Raw genomic sequence first — 23,441 nt, forward strand, 5'->3', positions numbered from 1 at the left:
GCAGGAACAAGATGAGCGAGCGGATCACCTACGCCAGGGCCACCCACGGCGAGGAAGAAATACAGGCTGTTGTCGACGTCTTGCGCAGCGGGCATCAAGGATTGCGCATCGGCAAGAACGTCTTCGAGATGGAAGAACGTATCGCGGCCTTGGCCGGCAAGAAGTTCGGTGTCATGTGCAACTCGGGATCCTCGGGTTTGTACTTGGCAGTCGAGCTGCTCGGACTGCCTGCCGGCAGTGAGATCATCACGTCGCCGTTGACGTTCTCCACCGACATCGCACCGATCGTGCGTGCCGGTCTGGTGCCGGTGTTCGTGGACGTGGAACCCAACACGTTCAACGTCGACGTCACCAAGATCGAAGCCATGGTCACCGCGAAGACCGGTGCCATCCTGATGCCGAACCTGGCCGGCAACTGCCCAGACTGGGACGTCATCCGTGATATCGCTGATCGCCATGGACTCAAGGTGATCGAGGATTCGTGTGACGCGATCGGCGCCACGCTCCGCGGTACTCCCACCGGGTCTCGGGCGGACATCGTCGTCACCAGTTTCTCGATGGCACACATCATCACGTGCGCGGGAACCGGTGGAATGGTGTGCGTCGACGACGAAGCCAGCCGTGACAAGGCTTTGCTGCTTCGCCGCTGGGGCCGTCGTAGCGAGCCGAACCTGTTCGGCAGTACCAAGTCCGGCCGAGTCTTCCGTGAAGAACTCGACGGCGTCGACTACGACAACGACTTCATCTTCGAGCTCATGTCGTGGAACTTCGAGCCCTCCGAACTCGGCGCAGCTTACGGCGTCGTGCAGCTCGACAAGCTGGAACAGAACTACAAGACGCGTAAGGCCACATTTGCGGCCTTCACGGCGGCATACGGCGCCCATCCTGAATTCTTCACGACGCCGGTAGAACTCGACGGTCTCGACACGGCGTGGCTGTGTTACCCGGTGATGATCAACGAGAACGCCCCCTTCACGCGCAGCGACCTGCAGGAAGCCATCGAGGCCGACGGTATCGACACACGAACTGTGTGGAGCGGCAACGTCACTCGTCATCCGATGATGAACAACATCGAGTTCCGTCAGCCGGCCGAAGGATTGCCGGAAGCCGACGCGGTTTTCGCCCGAGGAATGACACTCGGCATGAGCCACGGCCTGCGTGACGACGAAGTTGCCCGGATTGCGGAGAGCATCAATCGCTTCGCCTCGAAGTTCAAATAGCATGACGAGGCGCTTCGAAGGACGCCGAGCGCTTGTCACCGGTTCCAGCCGCGGAATCGGTGCAGGCGTCGCAGAGAGGCTGGCAGCGGAAGGCGCTGACGTCGCTCTCGTGGCCCGGACGCTCGGCACGCATGCAACCCTGCCGGGCAGTCTCGAAGAGACTGCTGCTCGAATTGCCAAGTACGGAAACAAAGTCGAGATACTTGTCGCAGATCTGACGGACGAGCAGCAGCGCGACACCGTTGTGCCGCTGGCGATCGAGAAGCTTGGCGGGACGATCGACATCCTGGTGAACAACGCGGCAGCGGCGATCTATCAGCCGCTCTCGGATTACCCACTGCGGCGGCGACGGTTGATGTTCGAGGCAAATGTCCATGCACCGCTCGATCTGATGCAAGCCGTGGTGCCGGGGATGGTGGCAAACGGACACGGCTGGATCGTGAACGTGTCCAGTGGCACCGTCAAACCGTGGCATGGCCCGCCGTTCACGTGGGTCGAACCGGGAACTGCCATGACCGTGTACGGCGCCTCCAAAGCAGCGCTCAACAGGATGAGCAACGGCATGGGCGTGGAACTCTACGGCCAGGGGGTTCGCGTCAACACGGTTCAACCGCGGGCAGCGGTGCTCAGTGAGGGCGCCAGAGTCCTGGTCGGTGAGACTATCCGGCCGGATCAGGTCGAATCTATGGAAGAAATGGTGGAAGCGGTCACAGCGCTGTGTGATTGCGACACCGAGTTCACCGCGCGCTCGAGCGTCAGCTTGGACCTGATCGACGAGTGGTCCCTGACCGTGCGTGGTCTGGACGGCGCAGCATTACCGGAGAACCCAGCATTACGAACCGAGGAGTTGGCATGAAGCCCGTCATCGTGGACGCAGCACGAACGCCGTTCGGCAAGCGTGAGGGTTGGCTGTCCGGAGTCCACGCGGCGGAACTGTTGGGTTATGCGCAGAAAGGCGTGCTGGATCGGGTGGGCGTGGATCCTGGCGCGGTCGACCAGGTCATCGGCGGCTGTGTGACGCCTCTCGGTGAGCAGTTCGGAAACATCGTGCGTACGTCCTGGATGCATGCGGGCCTTCCGTTGAAAGCGGGCTGCACCACGATCGACGCGCAGTGCGGAACCGCGCAGCAATCGGTGCAGTTGATTGCCGGGCAGATTGCCATCGGTGCAGTCGACGTGGGTGTGGCATGCGGTGTGGAACTGATGTCCCGCGCTCCGTTGACGTACAAGGTGGGTACCGGCCTCGGAACACCACGTCCGGAGTCGTGGTCACTCGATACCGTCGATCAGTACACCGCGGCCGATCGGATTGCTGTCAAGCGCGGTTTCAGCCGCGAGGATCTCGACTCCTTCGGGCTGCGCTCGCAGCAGCGAGCCGCAGCAGCATGGGAGGCAGGACGCTTCGACTCGCACATCATCGATGTGGTCGCTCCGGGCTCTGACGCTCCGGTCCATCGGGATCAGGGTCTGCGCGAATCGAGTCTCGAAGGACTCGCGAAACTGCGGACCGTTCAAGAGGGCGGATTGCACACCGCTGGAACGTCTTCGCAGGTCTCGGACGGTGCGAGTGCCGCTCTACTGATGTCCGAGGATCGAGCCAGGATGCTCGGCGTGCGGCCACGGGCAAAGATATTGGCGCAGTGCGTCATCGGCGGAGACATCGAGTTCATGCTCGACGGCCCCGTGGACGCGGCAAACATCGTGCTCGGACGCACCGGTCTGACGATCGACGACATCGACCTGTTCGAGGTCAACGAGGCATTTGCTTCGGTACCGATGTCGTTCGCGCAGGTTCACGGCGTCGATCCCGAATTGCTGAACGTCAACGGTGGTGCGATCGCACTGGGCCACCCGGCCGGTGCAACCGGAATCAGACTGTTGGCCAATGCCATCGACGAACTGGAGCGCCGGGACAAGTCCATCGCGCTGATCGCGATCTGCGCGTCCGCCGCAACCACCTGCCTGATTCTCGAACGCATCTGACAAGAACCGAAGATTGAGGAACCTGCCATGGCACTGCCCCTGCTCGAAGATCACCGTGACCTGGCGGAAGCGGTAGCCGCATTCGCGAACCGCTTCGGTGGAATCGCCGATACGCGCAGCAACGTCAAGCGGTACGCCGCCGGTGATCGGCCGGACTCGTGGGATGGATTGGTCCGTCAGGGACTGCACGCAGTGCACCTGCCGGAGCAGTACGGCGGTGACGGGGCAGGTCTTGCCGAACTGGCGGTGGTAGTCGAGCAATTGGGTGATGCGCTTTACCCGGGACCGTACGTTCCGACGGTCATTGCCAGTGGGATCCTCGCAAAAGCTGCCGGCCCGGCTGCGGAATCAATGCTGACCGAATTGGCTGCCGGTGCAACCGGAGCAGTCTGCACCGGCGTGGGATTGCGCGCGGCTCGCAGCGATGCAGGGTGGACCGTGAGCGGTTCTGCCGACCCGGCTCTAGGTCTGCCCGGAGCCGATGTCGTTCTCGTGCAAGCGAACAGCGACGACGGCGAGTTGTGGTTCCGGCTCGAGCAGTCGTCTTCCGCTGCGGTGGAGGTCGAAGACGGAGTGGATCTGACACGCTCGATCGGGACGCTGACGTTGACCGATCACAAGGTCGACGCTGGGCTGATCGTCGAGGGTCTCCAGGCGCACCGAGTCGAACTGATCGTCAACACGGTGTTGGCTGCGGAGGCGAGCGGTATCGCCGGGTGGGCGCTACGCACCGCGGTCGACTACGTGAAGTCCCGGCAGCAGTTCGGCCGTCCGGTCGGAAGCTTCCAGGCAGTTCAGCACAAGGCGGGCATGATGCTGGTCCGCTCCGAGATTGCCTGTGCCGCAGCGTGGGACGCCGCTCGGTCCGAAGAGCACGACGAGGATCAGCACAGACTTGTCTCGGCTCAAGCTGCGTTGGCCGCTTTGCCCGTCGGCATCGAGAACGCCCTCGAATGTGTCACGTTGCTCGGCGGAATCGGATTCACTTGGGAGCATGACGCGCATCTGTACTGGCGCCGGGCAATCAGTATCGCTGCGGTGGCGGGTTCCGAGGTGAAGTGGGCACACACGTTGGGAGACCGGTCTGCCGATTCGGAACGGGATTTCTCCTTTGTCGACCCGGACATGCTGCCTGAACTACGAGAGCAGGTTCGCAGGGTTCTGGACGAGGTTGCGCTGCTGCCCGACGACGGAACCACCAGCGCCAGTTGGGCGCCGGCCAAGGGGAGCGCTCGACGCGCCCGATTTGCCGACGCCAAACTGGTTGCCCCGCACTATCGGGCGCCGTACGGGCTGGGAGCAGGACCGAGAGAACAGGCCGTCATCGCACACGAATTCGCGATGCGAGGTTGGGCTCAACCGTCCACGGTGATCGGGGAATGGGTGCTGCCCACGATTCTCGAACACGGCAACGCCGAGCAGCAGGACAGGTTCGTCGAGCCTTCGCTGCGCGCCGACATCATCTGGTGCCAGCTGTTCAGTGAGCCGGGCGCGGGATCAGACCTGGCCGGTCTGAGCACGAAAGCGCGCAAGGTCGACGGTGGCTGGGTCCTGTCGGGTCAGAAAGTGTGGAACTCGGGCGCGCACGAGGCCGATTGGGGAGTATGCCTGGCGCGTTCCGACGCCGACGCTCCGAAACATCGTGGGCTGTCGTACTTCCTGGTCGACATGACCTCGAAAGGTATCGACGTACGTCCGCTGAAACAAGCCACCGGTAAGTCGGAGTTCAACGAGGTATTCCTCGACGACGTCTTCGTCCCGGACGACTGCCTGGTGGCGGAGCCGGGGCAAGGGTGGAAGCTTGCTGCGACAACGCTGTCCAACGAACGCCTGAGTATGGGCAGCACGCTGCACCACGGTTCGAGTCGGCTGTTCCGTCAGGTTATTGCCGACGCGAGCCACGACTGCCCTCGCGAAGACGCAGTGGAGGGCCTCGGCCGCAGTATCTCTCGTGAGTTGGCACTGTCCGCGATGAATCTACGCGGGGTGTCGGCGCGACTGGCGGGTCAGGAACCGGGCTCCGAGATCAGCGTGTCGAAGGTGTACAACGCCCTGGCGCAGCGTGAGGGCTCGCGGGATCTGTTGCGACTGCTCGGACCTCGTGCCGCCGTTGTCGACCCGTCGGCGAATTACGCGATAGACCACATCGGACTTCCCTCGATTCTGTTCGGCGGCGGAACCGTCGAAATTCAACTCAACGTCATCGCGCAGCGCGTACTCGGCCTGCCGCGTTCGTAGATCTTAGGAGTTTCACCATGTACTTGGATTTGTCGGAGGAGTCGAAGACTCTGCGCAAGGAATTGCGGGCGTACTTCGCGGAGATCATCAACGACGAAGACCGCCGTGCTCTCGTGGATCAGACCGAAGGCGGCCCCGTCTTCGATCGCATTCTGCGCCGAATGGGTAAAGACGGTTGGCTGGGCTTGGGGTGGCCGGAGGAATTCGGCGGTCGGGGCGAGAACCCCGAAGCTCTGTACGTGTTCTACGACGAGGTGATTCGCGCCAATGCGCCGCTGTCGCTGGTCACGCTGAACACCGTCGGACCCGCTCTGATCAAGCACGGGACGCAAGCTCAGAAGGACTTCTTCCTGCGTCCGATCCTGGCGGGCGAGTTGATCTTTGCCATCGGCTACACCGAACCCAATGCGGGCACCGATCTCGCGGCCCTCGAAACACGCGCCCGCATCGAGGGTGACGAGCTTGTCATCAACGGCAACAAGATCTTCACCAGCGCCGGTGTGTTTGCCGACTGGGTCTGGCTTGCCGTTCGCACCGATCCCGACGCGCCTACGCATCAGGGCATTTCCGTGGTCCTGGTGCCGACCAATTCGCCGGGGTTCTCGGTCACCGAAATTCACACCGTGGGCGGAATCAGCACTTCGGCAACCTATTACGAAGATGTTCGGGTGCCGATCACCAATGTCGTCGGTGAGCTCAATCAAGGGTGGAAGCTCATCACCAACCAGCTCAACCACGAACGTGTTGCCCTGGCGGCACGCGGTGGTATAGCCAACGAGCTCTTTGCCGAGGTGGTCGAATGGGCAAAGACCGAACCCGCCGGTGACGGCCACGTCTACGACATCGGCTGGGTACGTGAGAAATTGGCGGAAGTCTACGCGCTGCTCAGTGCTGCCGACCTGATGAACCTACGACTGGTGGCGGACGTCGCCGCCAACACCTTGGGCGGCGGGGATTCGGCCGCGGCCAAGATCTTCGGTACCGAAGCCGTCGTCAGTGCGTACGGCATGCTGCAGGAAGTGCTGGGCGCCAAGGGCTTACTGCGCCCCGGCACACCCGGAGCGGTACTGGAAGGGCGGGTCGAGAACCTGGGTCGACGCGCACAGAACAACACCTTCGGCGGTGGAACCAACGAAGTGATGCGTGAAATTGTCGCCGCAAAATGTCTGGGCATGGCGCTTGCTGCGCGTCGCCGGCCCGCTGCACAGAACGAAAAGAGCTGACATGGAATTCGAATTCGACGACAACTTGTCCGCCGTGCGGGATCTGAGTGAATCGATCTTCTCGGCGAAGTCCGGAGTGGACCGACTGCGGGAAGTGGAGGGCGCCGGCGGTTTCGACGCCGAACTGTGGAAGCTCCTCGCCGACTCCGACGTTCTGGGAATTCCTCTGCCAGAGGAAGTCGGGGGAGCGGGACTCGGAATGCTAGGCCTGGCAGCGGTGCTCGAACAACAAGGCCGCCGGGTCGCCCAGGTGCCGCTCTGGTCGGTGATTTCGACGGCGGCGCTGCCGATTGCCGAGTTCGGCAGTACGGAGCAGAAAGCGTCGTGGCTTCCGGGACTGCTCGACGGCTCGGTGATCGTCACCGGCGCCTTCGACACCGGCTACAACGCCGAGACGGCAGTTCGCGCCGAGCCGGCTCCTGACGGCTGGGTTCTGTCGGGCCACGTCGACTCCGTACCGGCCGCCGAGTTCGCTGCCGCACTGGTGGTTCCGGTGACGATGCCGGACGGCAGTGTCACCGTGATGATCGTGCCGACGGACCGGGACGCGCTGGTGCGTACACCGCTTGCGGTGACGAACCGCGAGAGCAACAGCGCTGTGCAGTTCGACGGGGTTGCGGTTACTGCAGCTGACGCACTTCCCGCGGACGGCGCGGTGGTTCGAGACTGGACGTTACGACGTGCGCGGGTCGCTCTGGCGGCCCTGGCTACCGGCGTCTGCGAGGAAGCGCTGGCGATGACGGCGAAATACACCTCCGAGCGAGTGCAATTCGGACGTCCACTCTCGACCAACCAGGCAGTTGCCGTCCGGGCCGCCGACGCGTACCTCGACACCGAGAGCACAAGATTGACCACCCACCGCGCTGCCTGGCTGATGGACAGCGGAGTCGAGAGTGAAGCGGAAGCGGCTGCGCTGGTCGCCAAATGGTGGGCGTCGCGCGGCGGTTTGCGCGTGGTGCACGCGACCCAGCACATGCACGGCGGAATCGGCGCGGATGTCGACTATCCGATTCACCGCTATTTCCTGTGGGGACGGCAGATCGCCTTCACTTTGGGGAGCGCGGGGGCGATAGGCGCCGAACTCGCCGATCAGTTGGAGATCCGAGCCCAGATCGGGGCGTCGGCGTGAATATCTGAGACGACAGGTTCCAGTCACGGGCAGCGCGTCGGCAATCATCGCGCTACTCTGCCCTTCGTGAATCGCACTAGTTCGTTCATCAGGCCGTTGGTTCCGCGGGACCCGCACGAGCCGCACCGGGTGGCGACGCCGCTCGAACTGCTCACCGACCTCTGCTTCGTCGTGGCGGTCGCTCAAGCGGCCACCGGTCTGCACCACGCGATCAGCGAAGGGCATGCGGCTTCGGGCGTCGGGCACTTCGCGATGGCTTTCTTCGCGATCTGGTGGACGTGGCTGAATTTCACGTGGTTCACCTCGGCGTACGACAACGACGACGGAATCGCCCGGCTGCTGACCATATTCCAGATCCTCGGATCGCTGGTCCTTGCAGCCGGCATCGTCCGCTTCTTCAACGACGACGCCCTGCTGATCATCGTCGGCTACGTCATCATGCGAATAGCCCTGGTCATCCAATGGCTCAGGGTCTCGCGGAACGACCCCGAGCATGCGCTCACGGCGCGTCGATACGCTCTCGGAATCGTGTTGGTCCAGATCGGTTGGATCGGTTTCTACTTCGTGCCGTCCGCCGTTTACGTCCCGACGTTCCTGGTGTTGGTTCTGTGCGAATTCGCGGTACCGATCTGGTCGGAGAAGCCGGGCATGACGCCGTGGCACCCGCATCACATCGCGGAGCGGTACTCGTTGTTCTTCATCATCGTTCTGGGCGAGACGATCCTTTCGACCACCATCGCGATTCAGGACGCCGTGGACGGTGAGCATCCGGCAGCGCAGGTCACCTACGTCGTGATCGGCGGCATTCTGATTGTCTTCAGCCTGTGGTGGTTGTACTTCCAACGCAATGCAGGCGAAGTGATCGGCGGTGACAACGTCTCACCCTTCGTCTGGGGGTTCGGTCACTACTTCATCTTCGCCGCCGCTGCCGCCATCGGTGCGGGGTTGGCCTCGCGCGTCGACTTCTGGACTCATCACGGTGACGGCAGCGCGTTGGTGACGGGTGCTGCCGTCACCGTTCCGGTCGCGGTCATCCTTGCCGCCTTGTGGTTCATCCACATTCGACTACACGACTCCTCGGTACGCACCCTCGTGCCGTTCTCGGTCGCGATAGTCGTCGTGCTCGGTGGTACCTACACCGCGGTGCCCGAACTGGTCGCGGGACTGGCCTGCGCCGCGCTGTTGGCCGTGGAACTGATTCTGACCGAGGGCAAATCCGAAACCGTCTGAACCGGGTCAGCGAATCGCGAGTCGCTCCTTGCGGAGCTTGTCGACCTCGGGCAGATGCAGGGGTTCAAGCTCGTTCACACCCAAGGCGCGCATGAGCAGGAGGTCCGCGAGTTCGGGGTTGCGAGCCAAAGCGGGTCCGTGCATGTACGTCCCGATCACCGAACCCTGCACGACGCCTTCGAATCCGTCGCCGACGCCGTTTCCGACACCATGGGTGACACGTGCGAATCCAGAGGCTGAGCTACCCAGAGTTGTTCCGCCGCGGTGATTCTCGAAACCTGAGAGGGGCGCGGTGAGTCCGTCGATCAGCGGCTTCGTGATGACTTCGCCGATGGAACGCTTCTCCTGCGGCGAGGTTGTGACGTCGAGCATCGAGACACCGTCGACGCGTTCGCCGCTGGAGGTTTCGTACCAGTTGCCGAGCACCTGAATGGCAGCGCAGATCGCCAGAACCGGTGCGCCACGCTCTGCGGCGCGTTGCAGACCAGGGTATTTCGCGAGGTGACGCGTTGCGAGGCGCTGAGCGGAATCCTCGGCGCCACCCAACGTGTACACGTCGAGCGAATCGGGGACCGGATCGCTGAGGGTGATGTCCACGATTTCGGCGTCGTAGCCGCGCATCCGCAGACGCTGACGCAGGATCAGGGCATTGCCGCCGTCGCCGTAGGTGCCCATGACGTCGGGGAGTACCAGACCGATGCGAACTGTCGAGTCAGACATTGCGAGACTCCTTCGCGATGGCAGTGTTGAGGTCACGGAAGGCTGTGTAGTTCGCCAGTACCTCCACACGTCCGGGAGGGCAGGAAGCGATGGCGCGCAACGGGTCCGGGTCGAGAGTGTGCTCGACGCCCGCGTACGTGAGGCGAACTGCCAGATCTGTTCCGCGTTCACCGGCGGCCACTACCTTGACACCTTCGAAGTGCTCGAACTTCACGTCCCACAGCCAGGAGAGGTCCTCGCCGTCCGGCACCTGACCGTTCACCGCGATGACCAGACCGTCCACCGTGGGATCGATCATCGACAGCGCTTCCTGCCAGCCGGCGGGATTCTTCGCGAGCAGCATGTGAACGGAGTGCGGTCCGACCTCGACGGTGCTGTATCGACCCGCGACTTCTTGAACCGTCGATGCGGCGGCAACTGCCCCGACCGGATCTGCACCCAAAGCCGCTGCAGCCGCTACGGCCTGAGCTGCGTTGCCGCGGTTGGCTTTTCCTGGGAGGGTCAACGTCATCGGAATCTTCAGGCCGTCGGGGCCGTAGAGATTGTCGTCGTCGAGCCACCAGGTCGGCTCGGGCCGCGCGAAGTCGGAACCGGTACTGCGCCAGTGCTTTCCCTCCCACACGATGGGTTCGCCGGTGCGCGGGCAGCTGACGGAATCGCCGGCCCAACCGCCGCCGGCAGCAACCCACACGACGTTGGTGGCGTCGTATGCCACGGAGGTGACCAGTACGTCGTCGCAGTTGGCGACGATCACCGCATTCGGATGCGCGTTGACGCACGCGCGCAGTTTCCGTTCGATCATGTTGATCTCGCCGACCCGGTCGAGTTGATCGCGGCTGAGGTTGAGCAGCACGATCACTTCCGGGTTCACGGCGTCGGCTACGTGGGGGACGTGCAGTTCGTCGACCTCGAGTGCCGCCAGCGTCGCATCGGTACGCGCGGCCAGGGCGGCCACGATCCCGGCATCCATGTTGGCGCCGTCGGCCTGCGTGGCGACGTCACCGAGTGTCGCGAGCGCTGCGGCGGTCATACGCGTGGTCGTCGACTTGCCGTTGGTGCCGGTGACCACGACGGTGCGCTTGCCGCGTCCGAGCTGAGTCATGAGCGTCGGGTCGATCTTGAGGGCGATCAGCCCGCCGATCATCGAACCCTTGCCGCGACCGGCCTTCTGCGATGCCCAAGATGCTGCTGCGGCAGCTCGCATGGCGAGCTTTCCGCGCGCTGTGATCGATAGTCCAGTTCCCACGGCCCGAGTTTGGCACAGGGCGTCGTCAGACGCCGAGTCGCGCCGGTGGTGAGGCTGCAGGTGTGTCCGAGAAAACAGTGTTCGCGGGCTTACGCCTCATCTGTGCGGCGCTCGCTCCGGCGATCACGATGACCGCCCCGACCAGTGACAACGGGCTCGGATCCTCGTGCAGGAACAGCCAGGACGCGCCGATTCCCACGACTGGCACCAGCAAGGAGAGCGGCGCCACCATGCCGGCGGGATAGCGGCCCATGAGCATCGTCCAGAGCCCGGATCCGGCGATGGTGCCGAGCAGAATGATGTAGGCCAGTCCGACCAGCGACGGCCAGGCGTCGGCGCTGAATGCGGTGCCGAGTGCGTGCCAGCCGACTGTGGGGCCTTCGACCACGGCTGACAGTGCGAGCATCGGTAACGGCGGGATGACACACATCCACAACATCAAGCGCATCGGTGCAGGCTCGCCGACGGTGTTTGCCGCAGCCAAGCGGCTGCCGAGATTGCCGAACGCCCAGGACAGGCCGCCGAGGAGTGTGAGGACGACGGGCAGCAGTGCCGCGTGGTGCGAGCGGTCCCAGCCGATCAAGGACATCCCGCCAACGGCGACGGCGATACCGGAGACTTGCCAGACGCTGAGCTTCTCGCGGAGCAGGAAAGCGCCGAGTAGGACGGTGAACGGTGCTGACGACTGCAGGACAAGTGATGCAAGGCCCGTCGGCATCCCCGAATGCATCGCCCAGAAGAGGAAGACGAACTGGCCGAATCCGAAACCGAATCCGTAGAGCAGCAGCCAGCGGAGCGGCACCTGTGGACGCGGCACGAAGATGACCACCGGAATCGCGATGATCAGAAACCGCAGCGCTGCGAAGAAGAACGGCGGGAAATGATCCAGGCCGACGCGAATGGCCAGGAAGTTCAGACCCCACAAGACGATCACGGTCAGGCCGAGGAGACGGTCGCGGGGAGTCATGCGTTAATCGTGAGCCTTACGAAGCATCAGAACAAGCGAATATAGATGCACTATCCATGTAGTTTTGCTACATGGATATTCGTCACCGTATGGATGCCACGCGCTTGCGAATCCTCCGCGAGCTCGCCGACCGAGGAACCGTCGGCGCTACTGCTCTCGCCCTCTCGATGACGCCGTCCGCCGTCTCGCAACAACTCAAGATCCTCGGACGAGAAGCGGGGGTCTCGCTCCTCGAACCGGACGGGCGCACGCTGCGCCTCACCGACGCGGGTCGAGCGCTGGTGCTTCGCGCCGACGACGTGGTGGCGGCGCTAGACCGGGCGGCGGACGAGATGGCGTCGTACCGAGGCTCGCCGCGGGGAAAGGTGCGAGTCGCGTTCTTTCCCTCCGGCGCGGCGCTCCTGCTGCCCGGTGTCCTGACGGCGCTGAAGAACTCGGACGTGGACATCGACGCCTACGACGTCGACAAACCGGCGTCCGCCGTCCCTGGGCTGTTGGCCGATCACGATGTGATCCTCACTCACCGTGACGAACGCGGAGCCGAGACGTCGTTTCCCCGGGTAAGCGTGCAACCGCTGATGCGTGAACCGATCGATCTGGTGCTGCGGCCTGATCATCCACTCGCCGAGCAGGATTCGGTCCGGCTGGAACAATTGGCCGACGAGAACTGGATAAGCGTGCGCGGCGGGTTTCCGGTCGACGACGTTCTGCTGTCGGTTGCGTCGGTAACCGGCGTCCAGCCTCGCGTCGCTCATCGGATAAACGATTTCCGCGTCATCGAAGAACTGGTGGCGGCGGGCCACGGCGTGGCTTTGATGCCGCGATACGCGATCACGCATCCCGGAGTTTCGAGGAAACCGGTGGCGGGAGTGCGCGCTGCACGAGTTTATGAATTGGCAACTCGGTTACACGCCAACCGCAGTCCGGCTATCGGAGTCGTGCTCGACGCCTTTCGTGACGTCGCGCGTGCTGTCGGTGAATGAAGGCTGTCGGTGAATGAAGGGCCGTTGGTGAATGAACGGCTGTCGGTGAATGAGCAGCTGTTGGTGAATGAACACAAAACGGGAGCGACACGATTAGTGTCGCTCCCGTTTCGGTAGTGCAATCCTCACGGTTTAGTGAGGGTCGCTTAGTGAGGGCCGGTATCAGGCGAGAGCCTTGGCCTTCAGTGCTGCGAATTCTTCTTCACTGATGGTGCCGGCGTCGAGAAGTGCCTTTGCATCTGCGATGGATTCGGCCGGGGACTTTCCGGCAACCTCACGGATGTAGCTGTCCTGTGCGTTCTTGACCTGCTGCGCAGCCTCGAGGGACCGCTGTGCCATTCCGTCACTGCGAACGATCAGGTAGACGAGCGAGGTGAGCAGCGGAATGAAGAACAGGAAGACGATCCAGATTGCCTTCACCCAGCCGGAGGTCTTGTGATCGCGGAACAGGTCGGTGATGATCGAGAAGAGCAGGATCAAGTACGCGATGAACGCGAAGCTGATGATGATCAGCCAGAGGAAGTCCCAAAAGGAATCCATTGTCGAGCTCCATTTCACAAGTCGGATTTGTCTGAGCTGACTATCTCACGCGCACGTGGCGTCTGCATCATCCTCGATGGGTGAATTCTTTTTGTTAACTTCGCTAACCGACTCTTTCGGGACCAATGTCATGCCGAATCGAAAACATCGACCGAAAATCTTCAGTGCTCTGAAAACGACCCTGGCCCCACCCGAAAATCGGGTGAGACCAGGGATTGTTCACGAGTCAGGAGCTGAGTGTCAGCTGGCGCGGTTCACTGCCGAGACCACAGCGCGCAGCGAGGCCGTCGTGATCGACGTGGCGATACCCACACCCCAGACGACGGTGCTCTGACCCTCCGGGCCCGTCACGGCGCACTCGACGTAGGCCGCGGCCTGGGCGTCGTCACCGGCGGACATCGCGTGCTCGGAGTAGTCGAGGACACGAACGTCGAAGTTGATGCTTCCCAGCGCGTCGACGAAGGCAGCGAGCGGGCCGTTGCCGGTTCCCGAGATCTCCTGCTCCTTGCCGTTCACCTTGACGATTGCGGTGATCGCATCGGTGCCGCCGTCCTCCTCGGACGCGGTGACCTTCTGCTTCATGCGCTCGAGCGGGGTGATGGGAGCGAGGTACTCCTCGTGGAAGACGTCCCACATTTCCTTCGGCGAGACCTCGCCGCCCTCGCCGTCGGTGATCTTCTGGACCGACTGCGAGAACTCGACCTGCAGACGACGCGGCAGCACCAGACCGTGATCGGCCTTCATGATGTATGCGACGCCGCCCTTGCCGGACTGCGAGTTCACACGGATGACGGCCTCGTAGCTGCGGCCGACGTCCTTCGGGTCGATCGGCAGGTAGGGGACCTGCCAGAGAATGTCGTCGACGTCGGAGTTCTGGCTGTCGGCGTCGACCTTCATGGCGTCGAGGCCCTTGTTGATCGCGTCCTGGTGGCTGCCGGAGAACGCGGTGTAGACCAGGTCGCCGCCGTACGGATGACGCTCGTGGACGGGCAGCTGGTTGCAGTACTCGACCGTGCGACGGATCTCGTCGATGTTCGAGAAATCGATCTGCGGGTCGACGCCGCGCGTGAACATGTTCAGAGCGAGAGTGACCAGGCAGACGTTGCCGGTGCGCTCACCGTTGCCGAACAGGCAGCCTTCGATGCGGTCCGCGCCGGCCTGGTAGCCCAGCTCGGCTGCAGCGACACCCGTGCCGCGGTCGTTGTGGGGGTGCAGCGACAGGATGACCGAATCGCGGCGGGCCAGGTTGCGGTGCATCCACTCGATGGAGTCGGCATACACGTTGGGTGTAGCCATCTCGACGGTGGCGGGCAGGTTCAGGATGACCGGGTTGGCCGGCGTCGCACCCAGGGTTTCGGTGACGGCGTCACATACTTCCTTGGCGTACTCGAGCTCGGTGCCGGTGTAGGACTCGGGCGAGTATTCCCAGCGCCAGTTCGTGTCCGGGTACTTCTTCGACTCGGCGAGGACCAGTTCGGCGGCGTCGGTGGCGATCTTCTTGATCGTGTCCTTGTCGGCGCGGAACACGACGCGGCGCTGCAGAATCGAGGTGGAGTTGTAGAAGTGCACGATCGCGTTCTCGGCACCTTCACAGGCCTCGAACGTGCGCTTGATCAGCTCGGGACGCGACTGCGTCAGCACCTGGATGGTGACGTCGGACGGGATGGCGCCGTCCTCGATGATCTCGCGAACGAAATCGAAGTCCGTCTGGCTCGCGGACGGGAAGCCGACCTCGATCTCCTTGTAGCCCATACGAACCAGGAGATCGAACATACGACGCTTGCGCGCCGGGCTCATCGGATCGATCAGCGCCTGGTTGCCGTCGCGCAGGTCAACGGCACACCACTGGGGTGCTCGGTCGATGATCTTGTCCGGCCAGGTGCGGTCGGGCAGCGTGACCGTCTCGACCTCTTCGGCGAACGGGCGGTAGCGGAACGTCGGCATCGACGAGTTCTTCTGCGTGTTCCACGCAGGCTGGTCGGACGGTGCCGGCTTCGTGGGCGGGGTGATGGTGCGAGTGCCGGTGGTGAATGCGTCAGCGGGGGACATGGGTGTGATCTCCAGGATTGTGGACCCGGCCTGTTGACCTGTTGGTCAAGACCATGAGTCCGGAAGGCTTGGTCGACCGGCGCACAAAAACCCCGCGGCGGGAGGCCAGTCTGGATCAGACCCCGTCGCGGCAACCAAGAAGGAGTGCGCGCTGCATGCACAGCACTCTACTCCTGGATTTCGCGAGAAATCGGTGGGGTTCGCCCTCATGTCCAATTTGTCGCCGAATTGTGCTGCCGTTTCGGCCCCGAAAATGGTGGACTGTCGTCCATGGATCCCCGAATCGCCGTGGCGAGGACGTACCTCGACGCGCTCCGCAGTCACGATGGCAGTTCCGTACCGCTGGCTCCGGACGCGGTACGCCACGAGGTCGGGCTCAAGACCGGATTTTCGGGGAATCATTTGCGGCGCAGCCTTTCCGGAGGTCCTCAGTATCGCGTGATCCGCGACATTCGTGAGGTGGAGTGGACGGTCGACGGGGACGACCTGACGGCTGACTACCTCCTCGACGCCGGGTTGTTCGGGCGGAACCTGATGACCGTTCGGGTTACCGAGACCTTCCGGATACCCGCTGACGATCACCGCATTCACCACATCACCGCGAAGATTCGACCGGCGCGCGCCAAGCACACGTGATGCGCTCGATCCGCTGGATCGTCTGTTCACTGCTGATCGTTCTCGCTGGTCTCGGTGCTGCCGGCTCGGTGCTCGCGCTGTTCGTCCACACCCAGGTGAACGACACCGACAGTTACGTCGAGACGGTTGCCCCGTTGGCTTCCGAACCTGCTGTCCAAGCGGCTGTCGTTGATCGGCTGACCGAGGAACTGACGCAGCGGTTGGACCGGTTTCCGCAGGTGGTGACGAGACAAGCCGAGAAACTTGTTCGGGAGGCGGCTCAGTCGTTGGTCTCCAGCGACCAGTTCGCGACGCTCTGGACCGCGGCCAACCGTCAGGCGCACGCGCAACTTGCTGCGATGGTGACCGGCAGAGCCACCGACGGCATCGTTCGGTCCGACGACAGCGGAACAGTCACCTTGTCCCTCGAGCCGATCATGACAGAACTGCGGACGAACCTCCGCGATCGCGGATTCACCGTCGTCGATCGTCTTCCGACGTTCGATCCGCAGTTCGAGATCCTGCAATCCGACGAGCTGGTGCGGGCCCAGGACCTCTCGAACACTCTCGACCGGGCAGCGGCCTGGCTGCCGTGGGTGTCGCTGGCCTGTGCGATCGCGGCCGTCGCAGTTGCGCCGAGGAGAATGCGCGCACTGTCCCTGGTCGGGCTGGCGACGGCGGTGGCGATGATCGCCCTGTTGGTGGCGCTGGCCGTCGTGCGGCGGGTCTATTTACAGAATTCAGACATACCGTCATCTGAGGCGGCAGTCGCGGTGTACGACGCGCTGGCAGTTTCGCTGGTCAGCAGTATCCGCGTGCTTCTCGCCTGCGGAGTTGCCGTCACGGTGGTCGGTTACGTTGCCGGTGGCTCGCGTTCTGCGACGTTGATGCGATCGCGGATCTCGCAACTGATCCCGCGCGGATCTGAGGCGAACAGCAGTACGCATCGGGAAGTCCCAGGACCACCTCGGTAAGCTCGACCTCTGGTATCTGTAAACAATTTCGACCTGGAGGTAGAAACGCGTGGCTCTCGTCGTCCAGAAGTACGGCGGATCCTCGGTGGCAACCGCCGAGCGCATCCGACGAGTCGCTGAACGGATCGTCGAGACCAAGAAGGCCGGCAATGATGTCGTCGTCGTGGTGTCAGCGATGGGCGATACCACCGATGAGCTGCTCGATCTGGCTCAGCAGGTGTGCCCTTCCCCGCCGGCCCGTGAAATGGACATGCTGCTGACCTCGGGTGAGCGCATCTCCAACTCCTTGGTAGCGATGGCAATTCACTCCCTCGGCGCCGAAGCTCGTTCGTTCTCGGGCTCACAAGCCGGAGTCATCACGACCGGCAGCCACGGAAACGCCAAGATCATCGACGTCACGCCGGGCCGTGTTCGCACTGCGCTGGACGAAGGCTCGATCGTTCTGGTCGCCGGATTCCAAGGCGTCAGCCAGGACAGCAAGGACATCACGACGCTCGGACGCGGTGGCTCGGACACCACTGCCGTGGCGTTGGCAGCTGCACTCAACGCCGACGTCTGCGAGATCTACACCGACGTCGACGGCGTTTTCTCCGCCGATCCGCGCATCGTCCCCGACGCTCACCGCCTCGAGACGGTTTCCTTCGAGGAAATGCTCGAACTCGCAGCGTGTGGTGCCAAGGTGCTCATGCTCCGGTGCGTCGAGTACGCCCGTCGTTACAACGTGCCTGTGCACGTCCGTTCGTCATACACCACCAAGCCCGGAACAATCGTGTCCGGATCGATGGAGGACATTCCTGTGGAAGAGGCCCTGATCACCGGAGTCGCGCACGATCGCGGCGAAGCCAAGATCACCGTTGTCGGATTGCCGGACACACCGGGACACGCTGCCAAGGTGTTCCGCGCAGTCTCCGATGCCGAGATCAACATCGACATGGTGCTGCAGAACATCTCCAAGGTGGAGACAAACAAGACGGACATCACCTTCACGCTTCCGACGGCCGACGGCCCCCGCGCCGTCGAGATCCTGACCAAGCGTCAGGAAGACATCGGCTTCACGCAGATCTTGTTCGACGACCACATCGGCAAGGTTTCCCTGGTCGGCGCCGGAATGCGGAGCCACCCGGGCGTCACCGCCACGTTCTGCGAGGCGCTGGCCAAGGCAGACATCAACATCGACCTCATCTCGACCTCTGAGATCCGCATCTCAGTGCTGGTCAAGGACACCGAATTGGACGACGCTGTACGTGTCATCCACGACGCTTTCGGGCTCGGTGGCGAAGAAGAAGCAGTAGTACACGCTGGAACGGGACGGTAATTTCTCATGACGACTATCGCTGTTGTCGGTGCGACCGGTCAGGTCGGCATCGTCATGCGCACTTTGCTCGAAGAGCGGAACTTCCCCGCGGACAAGGTGCGGTTCTTCGCATCTGCACGCTCCGCCGGTAAGAAGCTGCCCTTCCGCGGCGAAGAGATCATCGTCGAGGATGCGGCCGCCACATCGGATGAGGACCTGAAGGGCATCGACATCGCCCTGTTCTCAGCCGGTGCGACGCTCTCGCGCGCCCAGGCTCCTCGCTTCGCTGCTGCCGGCGCGACCGTTGTCGACAACTCTTCGGCATGGCGCAAGGATCCCGAGGTTCCCCTCGTGGTCAGCGAGGTCAACCCGCAGGACACGAAGAACCTGGTCAAGGGCATTATTGCGAACCCCAACTGCACCACCATGGCAGCGATGCCGGTGCTGAAGGTTCTGCACGACGAAGCCGGTCTGCAGCGTCTGATCGTCTCCAGCTACCAGGCCGTGTCCGGTAGCGGCATCGCCGGCGTCGAGGAACTCCTCGGCCAGGTGCGCGCCGTAGTCGGAGACGCGGAGAAGCTGGTTCACGACGGCAGTGCCGTCGACTTCCCGGCCCCGAACAACTACGTCGCCCCCATCGCGTTCAACGTCCTGCCTCTCGCAGGTTCGCTGGTCGACGACGGAAGCGGCGAGACCGACGAGGATCAGAAGCTCCGCAACGAGAGCCGCAAGATCCTCGGACTTCCCGATCTGTTGGTTTCGGGTACGTGCGTGCGCGTTCCCGTCGTGACCGGGCACTCGCTCGCGATCAACGCAGAGTTCGCCAACCCGCTCTCGGTTGCTCGCGCCAAGGAGATCCTCGCCGACGCTCCGGGCGTCGAGCTGGTCGAGGTTCCGACGCCGCTGGCCGCTGCCGGTGGCAACGCGTCGCTGGTCGGTCGTATCCGTCAGGATCCGGGTGTCCCGGAGGGACGCGGACTCGCGCTCTTCGTTTCGGGCGACAACCTGCGTAAGGGTGCCGCGCTCAACACGATTCAGATTGCCGAGCTGTTGGTCGGCTAGATCTTTCGTTCGGTACCGGCCCCGCACCTAGGTGTGGGGCCGGTGTCGTTTCGACAGGCGCTCTAGTCGAGTTCGGAAATGGCGACCAGGCCACCGAGGTACTCGGCATCCGAATACGCTTTGGCGAGTAGCGCTCCGAGCTCACCGAGAGCTCCGTTGTCGCTGCCGTACGCAACAAACATGCCCGCTTCGGGATCGGTGCCGAAGCGGCCCTCCAGATGCGGTGCATCGCGGCCTACCACTGCGTGGGCGACCGACGCCCAGTCGTAACCGGAGCCTTCGAAACCCTCTACCTGCTCGAATATCGATGCCACCTTGCCGAAATGCTGGTCGGTGAGCATCAGTGACCAGTTGCCCGGAGACGTTTCGAAAAGCTGTAGCGGTTCGATCGATGGTGATGTCATGCGTGTATTGAAGCAGATCCGACCGACAGGTTTCAGTCGGCCGCTAACGCCCGACCGATTGTGCGAGAGCCACGGCAAAACTGGAAAGTCGTTCTCGGGTATAGGTTTCGGGATCACTGACGGCCAGTCGTCCGAGCATTTCGGCGAACGACATCATGGTGTGTGCGAGGAGAACCGGATCAAGGCCTTCGAGCTTCGACTCGAGGGCAATCCCGGCGCGGGCCAGTTCTTCGGCGCGGGCGAAGACAGCTCCGCGAGAGAGCTTCAACAAGCCGTGATACTCGCTGGGGGCGTTCTCGACAGACGTCAGAATCAGGCGCCAGCGCGTCGGGTTCTCCAGTACGGCGTCGACGAAGGCGCCGACGGTCCCGGTGTACGACGCCGCTGGGCCGAGTTCGCTCAGATCTGTCGGCATGGTTTCGAGTACCTGAGCGATGGCTCGCTCGTGCTCACGGCGCAGCAGTGCAGCGACGAGATCGGTCCTGGTATCGAAAATCGTGTAGAGGACGGGCTTGCCGACACCGGCTTCGGCAGCGACGGATTCCATGCTGAGGTTGTGCAGGCCAACGCGGCCGGTGACCTCGAATGCTGCGTCGAGGAGCTGCTCGCGACGTTGCTCGGGCGCCATGCGAGGGGCGTACTTGCGCCGCGGTGAATCCGTTGCGTCAGCTTGTGACCTGGTCATCGTGTGCATCACCTCCGCTCTCACCCTAATCTGCCTGCCACTTCTTCGTGAATAATACGCAACCGTTGTATTCATCGTCTGCAATTGTTACGGTGGCGTTGTATTCGAATGGTGCTCAGTGAGGCGCCTCTGCCGAGATCTCGAGGAGAACAACCGCTATGACAGCGTCGACCTCTTTAGTGCCGAATGATCTGTTGCTCCATCCCTCCACGTACGATCGGCCGGAGTTCGACGCGACCACGCGGAGACTGCTGGGCGCGACCGTCGACTGGTTCGAGGCGCGTGGAAAGAACCGACTCCTGGCCGACTATCACGACAAGATCTTCTACTCCGATTTCCTCGATTTCGCGGCGAAGGAAGGTCTGTTCGCCACATTTCTGACGCCCGCCCGCGACAGTGGTGGCGACTCTGACAAGCGCTGGGATACCAGTCGTATCGCCGCGCTGTCCGAGATCCTCGGCTTCTACGGACTCAACTACTGGTACCCGTGGCAGGTGACCATCCTCGGTCTCGGGCCGGTGTGGCAGAGCGACAACGAGACGGCAAGGGCGCGAGCAGCTTCCGCTTTGGCTTCCGGAGGCGTTGCGGCATTCGGACTGTCCGAGAAAGAGCATGGCGCGGACGTCTACTCCACGGACATAGTCTTGACGCCCAACGGCAGCGGCGGGTACCTGGCCAGCGGTTCGAAGTACTACATCGGAAATGGCAACTGCGCCAACACGGTCTCTGTCTTCGGCCGTGTCGACGGAGTGGAGGGCACTGATCAGTACGTCTTCTTTTACGCCGACTCGGACCATCCGGCATTCACCGTGGTGAAGAACATCGTTCCGGCCCAGATGTACGTAGCGGAGTTCTCACTCGTCGACTATCCCGTTGCGGCAGAGGATATCCTGCATACCGGCGAGGCAGCATTCAGTGCCGCACTCAACACCGTGAACATCGGAAAGTTCAACCTGTGCTTCGGCGGAATCGGTATGTCGACTCATGCCTTGTACGAGACGATTACCCACGCGCACAATCGAATCCTGTTCGGCAATCCCGTCACGGCGTTCCCACACGTACGACGTGAATTCGTCGACGCGTACGCGCGCCTGCTGGCGATGAGGCTCTTCTCGGATCGTGCGGTGGACTACTTCCGCACCGCATCGCCCGAGGACCGCCGCTACCTCTTGTTCAATCCCGTCACCAAGATGAAGGTGACAACCGAGGCACAGAAGGTGATCGGACTGCTCTCCGACATCGCTGCGGCAAAGGGCTTCGAGAAGGACAGCTACCTCGCGGTGGCCAAGATGGATGTCGACGGGCTGCCCAAGCTCGAGGGGACCGTCGCCGTCAATCTCGCCCTGATCGCCAAGTTCATGCCGGCGTACCTCTTTGCCCCCGAGTCATTTCCGGCGATTCCGACGCGCAACGATGCAGCCGACGACGAGTTCCTGTTCCGTCAGGGCCCGGCACGGGGGTTGTCGAAGGTTCGATTCGACGACTGGCGAGCGGTGTACGCGAAGTTCGCGGATGTTCCCAACGTTGCACTGTTCATGGAGCAGGCAGAAGCGCTCGTGACCCTTTTGGCCGAAGCTGCACCGGATGCGGCGCAGCAGGTCGACTTGGACTTCGGCCTTGCGATCACCGAACTCTTCACCCTCGTCGTCTACGGCCAGTTGATCCTCGAACAAGCCGAGATCTTGGGATTGGACGAGGGGCAGCGGAGCGGTGGGGTGCTGGATCAGATCTTCGATGTCCTGGTCCGCGACTTCAGTGCTGCAGCGGTGGAGTTGTACGGAAAACCCAGCGCCAGTGAAGATCAGCAACGGTTGGCACTGGCATCTATTCGGCGCCCCACGTTCGCGGCGGAGCGATTCGAGTACGTCTGGCAGCAAGTAGTCGCCTTGTCTGGTGCCTACGAAATGAACGGTGCCGGCTCAACGAACGGGGAGGAATGAAATGTCTGAACTGACGATGAATCGACCGCGTGAGGATTACGGCTTCTTCGGCCCAGGATCACCCAGTTGGAAGATCTGGGCCGCGCCGACAGCGCTGATCGGGTTCCAGCGGTCGGTGGTGCTCGAGCACTTCGACCCCTTCTTGGCTGCCGCAGTGGCAGACATGAGCGGGATTTACAGCGATCCGGCCGGGCGACTCGACCGAACCTTGGCGTACTTCCTGACCGTCGCCACTGCCGACGGGCGGACAGCACTGGCGCTGTCCGACCACCTCATGACAGTTCATGCTCAGGCTACGGGCGTTGAACCGATCACCGGAACTCGTTACAGCGCAAACAATCCGGCGTCACAACTCTGGATCCACGTGACGGGTTGGCATTCGGTGCTCAAGTGCTACGAGATGTATGGGCCGGGCCCGCTTTCAGCTGTCGAAGAGCAGCGGTACTGGGAAGAATGCGTGATCGCTGCCGAACTACAGACATGCAAGACCTCCGACGTTCCACGCTCCCGAGACGAGGTACGTGAGTACTTCGCTGAAGTCAGGCCCAGATTGTGTACCTCCGAGCGTGCCAACCGGGCGATGCACTACTTGTTGAGAACACCGAGAGCGCAGGGGAAGACGAAGTTCGCGACATTCAGCCGATTGGTCGCGCCGGCCACTATCGCGACTTTGCCCGGCTGGATGCGAACGATGGGTGGGTTCGATCAGCCAGCGTTGTTGGACAGAGCAATTGCGCCCGCGGTGCGAACGGCAGTCCGGTTGGGTAGTTCACCGAAGAACATGACCACTGCTCTGAAAGTCATTGCGCCGATGACGGGCAAGGTGTTGGAGCGCCACCTGCGTGACGAGCAACCCCTGGACCCGAGAGTTGTCACGCCAGCGGAGATTCGGGAGCGATTCCCGCGAGCCGCCAAGGTTGCGCAGGCCGTCTGACGGGT

At 62.8% G+C, this 23,441-nt stretch carries 21 protein-coding genes; 14 read left to right on the forward strand and 7 right to left on the reverse strand.

Annotated elements, in window-relative coordinates; all coding sequences use genetic code 11:
- Positions 1-11 precede the first annotated feature (11 nt).
- The 7 genes from ABH939_RS26255 to ABH939_RS26285 all read left to right on the forward strand — a co-directional run bounded on the left by ABH939_RS26255 (position 12) and on the right by ABH939_RS26285 (position 9,023).
- On the forward strand, positions 12-1,220 hold the full coding sequence (locus tag ABH939_RS26255; RefSeq protein ID WP_218695391.1) for a DegT/DnrJ/EryC1/StrS aminotransferase family protein: 1,209 nt from the start codon (positions 12-14) through the stop codon (positions 1,218-1,220).
- A 1-nt stretch (position 1,221) separates the two neighbouring features.
- Positions 1,222-2,076 carry an SDR family NAD(P)-dependent oxidoreductase gene (locus ABH939_RS26260; protein WP_311094256.1) on the forward strand — a complete coding sequence of 285 codons (855 nt, stop codon included), beginning with the start codon at positions 1,222-1,224 and terminating at the stop codon, positions 2,074-2,076.
- Complete coding sequence (locus ABH939_RS26265; RefSeq protein ID WP_050656971.1) at positions 2,073-3,203, forward strand: steroid 3-ketoacyl-CoA thiolase; 1,131 nt, start codon at positions 2,073-2,075, stop codon at positions 3,201-3,203. Before ABH939_RS26260 ends, ABH939_RS26265 begins: the two co-directional genes overlap by 4 nt.
- A 27-nt stretch (positions 3,204-3,230) precedes the next feature.
- A complete protein-coding gene (locus ABH939_RS26270) occupies positions 3,231-5,441 on the forward strand; it encodes an acyl-CoA dehydrogenase (RefSeq protein WP_404650376.1) in 2,211 nt (736 codons plus the stop codon).
- 17 nt (positions 5,442-5,458) lie between these two features.
- Complete coding sequence (locus ABH939_RS26275; protein ID WP_058038230.1) at positions 5,459-6,664, forward strand: acyl-CoA dehydrogenase family protein; 1,206 nt, start codon at positions 5,459-5,461, stop codon at positions 6,662-6,664.
- Between the two features lies 1 nt (position 6,665).
- Positions 6,666-7,793, forward strand: a complete 1,128-nt coding sequence (locus ABH939_RS26280) for an acyl-CoA dehydrogenase family protein (protein WP_058227094.1) — start codon at positions 6,666-6,668, stop codon at positions 7,791-7,793.
- Positions 7,794-7,859: 66 nt separating this feature from the next.
- Positions 7,860-9,023, forward strand: a complete 1,164-nt coding sequence (locus tag ABH939_RS26285) for a low temperature requirement protein A (RefSeq protein WP_047271595.1) — start codon at positions 7,860-7,862, stop codon at positions 9,021-9,023.
- A gap of 6 nt (positions 9,024-9,029) precedes the next feature.
- Here ABH939_RS26285 and ABH939_RS26290 read toward each other — a convergent pair whose 3' ends face one another.
- Genes ABH939_RS26290 through ABH939_RS26300 form a run of 3 tightly spaced genes read right to left on the reverse strand, consistent with a single transcriptional unit; the run spans position 9,030 to position 11,956 of the window.
- Positions 9,030-9,743, reverse strand: a complete 714-nt coding sequence (locus ABH939_RS26290; protein WP_007731510.1) for a type 1 glutamine amidotransferase — start codon at positions 9,741-9,743, stop codon at positions 9,030-9,032.
- Complete coding sequence (locus ABH939_RS26295) at positions 9,736-10,989, reverse strand: MurT ligase domain-containing protein (RefSeq protein ID WP_003943457.1); 1,254 nt, start codon at positions 10,987-10,989, stop codon at positions 9,736-9,738. Before ABH939_RS26295 ends, ABH939_RS26290 begins: the two co-directional genes overlap by 8 nt.
- 25 nt (positions 10,990-11,014) lie before the next feature.
- Complete coding sequence (locus ABH939_RS26300) at positions 11,015-11,956, reverse strand: EamA family transporter (RefSeq protein ID WP_003943484.1); 942 nt, start codon at positions 11,954-11,956, stop codon at positions 11,015-11,017.
- An 89-nt stretch (positions 11,957-12,045) separates the two neighbouring features.
- On the opposite strand from ABH939_RS26300, the gene ABH939_RS26305 reads away from it, so the two are divergent.
- Positions 12,046-12,939, forward strand: coding sequence for a LysR family transcriptional regulator (locus tag ABH939_RS26305; RefSeq protein WP_003943476.1), 894 nt, complete (start codon positions 12,046-12,048; stop codon positions 12,937-12,939).
- A gap of 162 nt (positions 12,940-13,101) precedes the next feature.
- On the opposite strand, the gene ABH939_RS26310 is transcribed toward ABH939_RS26305, so the two are convergent.
- Both ABH939_RS26310 and leuA read right to left on the reverse strand, forming a co-directional pair.
- Complete coding sequence (locus ABH939_RS26310; protein WP_003943489.1) at positions 13,102-13,479, reverse strand: SHOCT domain-containing protein; 378 nt, start codon at positions 13,477-13,479, stop codon at positions 13,102-13,104.
- Positions 13,480-13,719: 240 nt separating this feature from the next.
- Positions 13,720-15,528, reverse strand: coding sequence for a 2-isopropylmalate synthase (gene leuA / locus ABH939_RS26315; RefSeq protein WP_003943488.1), 1,809 nt, complete (start codon positions 15,526-15,528; stop codon positions 13,720-13,722).
- Between the two features lie 270 nt (positions 15,529-15,798).
- Between leuA and ABH939_RS26320 the strand changes: the two genes are divergently transcribed.
- From ABH939_RS26320 to ABH939_RS26335, 4 genes are read left to right on the forward strand one after another with little or no spacing between them, the layout of a single operon-like run.
- The gene (locus ABH939_RS26320) at positions 15,799-16,164 is read left to right on the forward strand and encodes a hypothetical protein (RefSeq protein ID WP_042922809.1); all 366 of its coding nucleotides are present in this window, start codon (positions 15,799-15,801) and stop codon (positions 16,162-16,164) included.
- On the forward strand, positions 16,164-17,117 hold the full coding sequence (locus tag ABH939_RS26325; RefSeq protein ID WP_007731502.1) for a hypothetical protein: 954 nt from the start codon (positions 16,164-16,166) through the stop codon (positions 17,115-17,117). Before ABH939_RS26320 ends, ABH939_RS26325 begins: the two co-directional genes overlap by 1 nt.
- Positions 17,118-17,166: 49 nt before the next feature.
- Entirely contained in the window at positions 17,167-18,432 is a 1,266-nt protein-coding gene (locus tag ABH939_RS26330) for an aspartate kinase (RefSeq protein ID WP_003943494.1), read from the forward strand.
- A gap of 6 nt (positions 18,433-18,438) precedes the next feature.
- The gene (locus tag ABH939_RS26335; RefSeq protein WP_042447794.1) at positions 18,439-19,473 is read left to right on the forward strand and encodes an aspartate-semialdehyde dehydrogenase; all 1,035 of its coding nucleotides are present in this window, start codon (positions 18,439-18,441) and stop codon (positions 19,471-19,473) included.
- Positions 19,474-19,535: 62 nt separating this feature from the next.
- Here the strand turns inward: ABH939_RS26335 and ABH939_RS26340 are convergent, their stop codons facing one another.
- On the reverse strand, positions 19,536-19,877 hold the full coding sequence (locus ABH939_RS26340) for an Imm51 family immunity protein (RefSeq protein ID WP_003943507.1): 342 nt from the start codon (positions 19,875-19,877) through the stop codon (positions 19,536-19,538).
- A 43-nt stretch (positions 19,878-19,920) separates the two neighbouring features.
- Positions 19,921-20,571: a TetR/AcrR family transcriptional regulator gene (locus ABH939_RS26345; RefSeq protein ID WP_256520283.1), complete on the reverse strand. Its 651-nt coding sequence runs from the start codon at positions 20,569-20,571 to the stop codon at positions 19,921-19,923.
- A 149-nt stretch (positions 20,572-20,720) separates the two neighbouring features.
- On the opposite strand from ABH939_RS26345, the gene ABH939_RS26350 reads away from it, so the two are divergent.
- The gene (locus ABH939_RS26350; RefSeq protein ID WP_404650378.1) at positions 20,721-22,502 is read left to right on the forward strand and encodes an acyl-CoA dehydrogenase; all 1,782 of its coding nucleotides are present in this window, start codon (positions 20,721-20,723) and stop codon (positions 22,500-22,502) included.
- Between the two features lies 1 nt (position 22,503).
- Positions 22,504-23,436: an oxygenase MpaB family protein gene (locus ABH939_RS26355; protein ID WP_081557256.1), complete on the forward strand. Its 933-nt coding sequence runs from the start codon at positions 22,504-22,506 to the stop codon at positions 23,434-23,436.
- Positions 23,437-23,441 lie beyond the last annotated feature (5 nt).

The organism is Rhodococcus sp. 27YEA6, assembly GCF_044908235.1.
GTDB lineage: Bacteria > Actinomycetota > Actinomycetes > Mycobacteriales > Mycobacteriaceae > Rhodococcus_F > Rhodococcus_F qingshengii.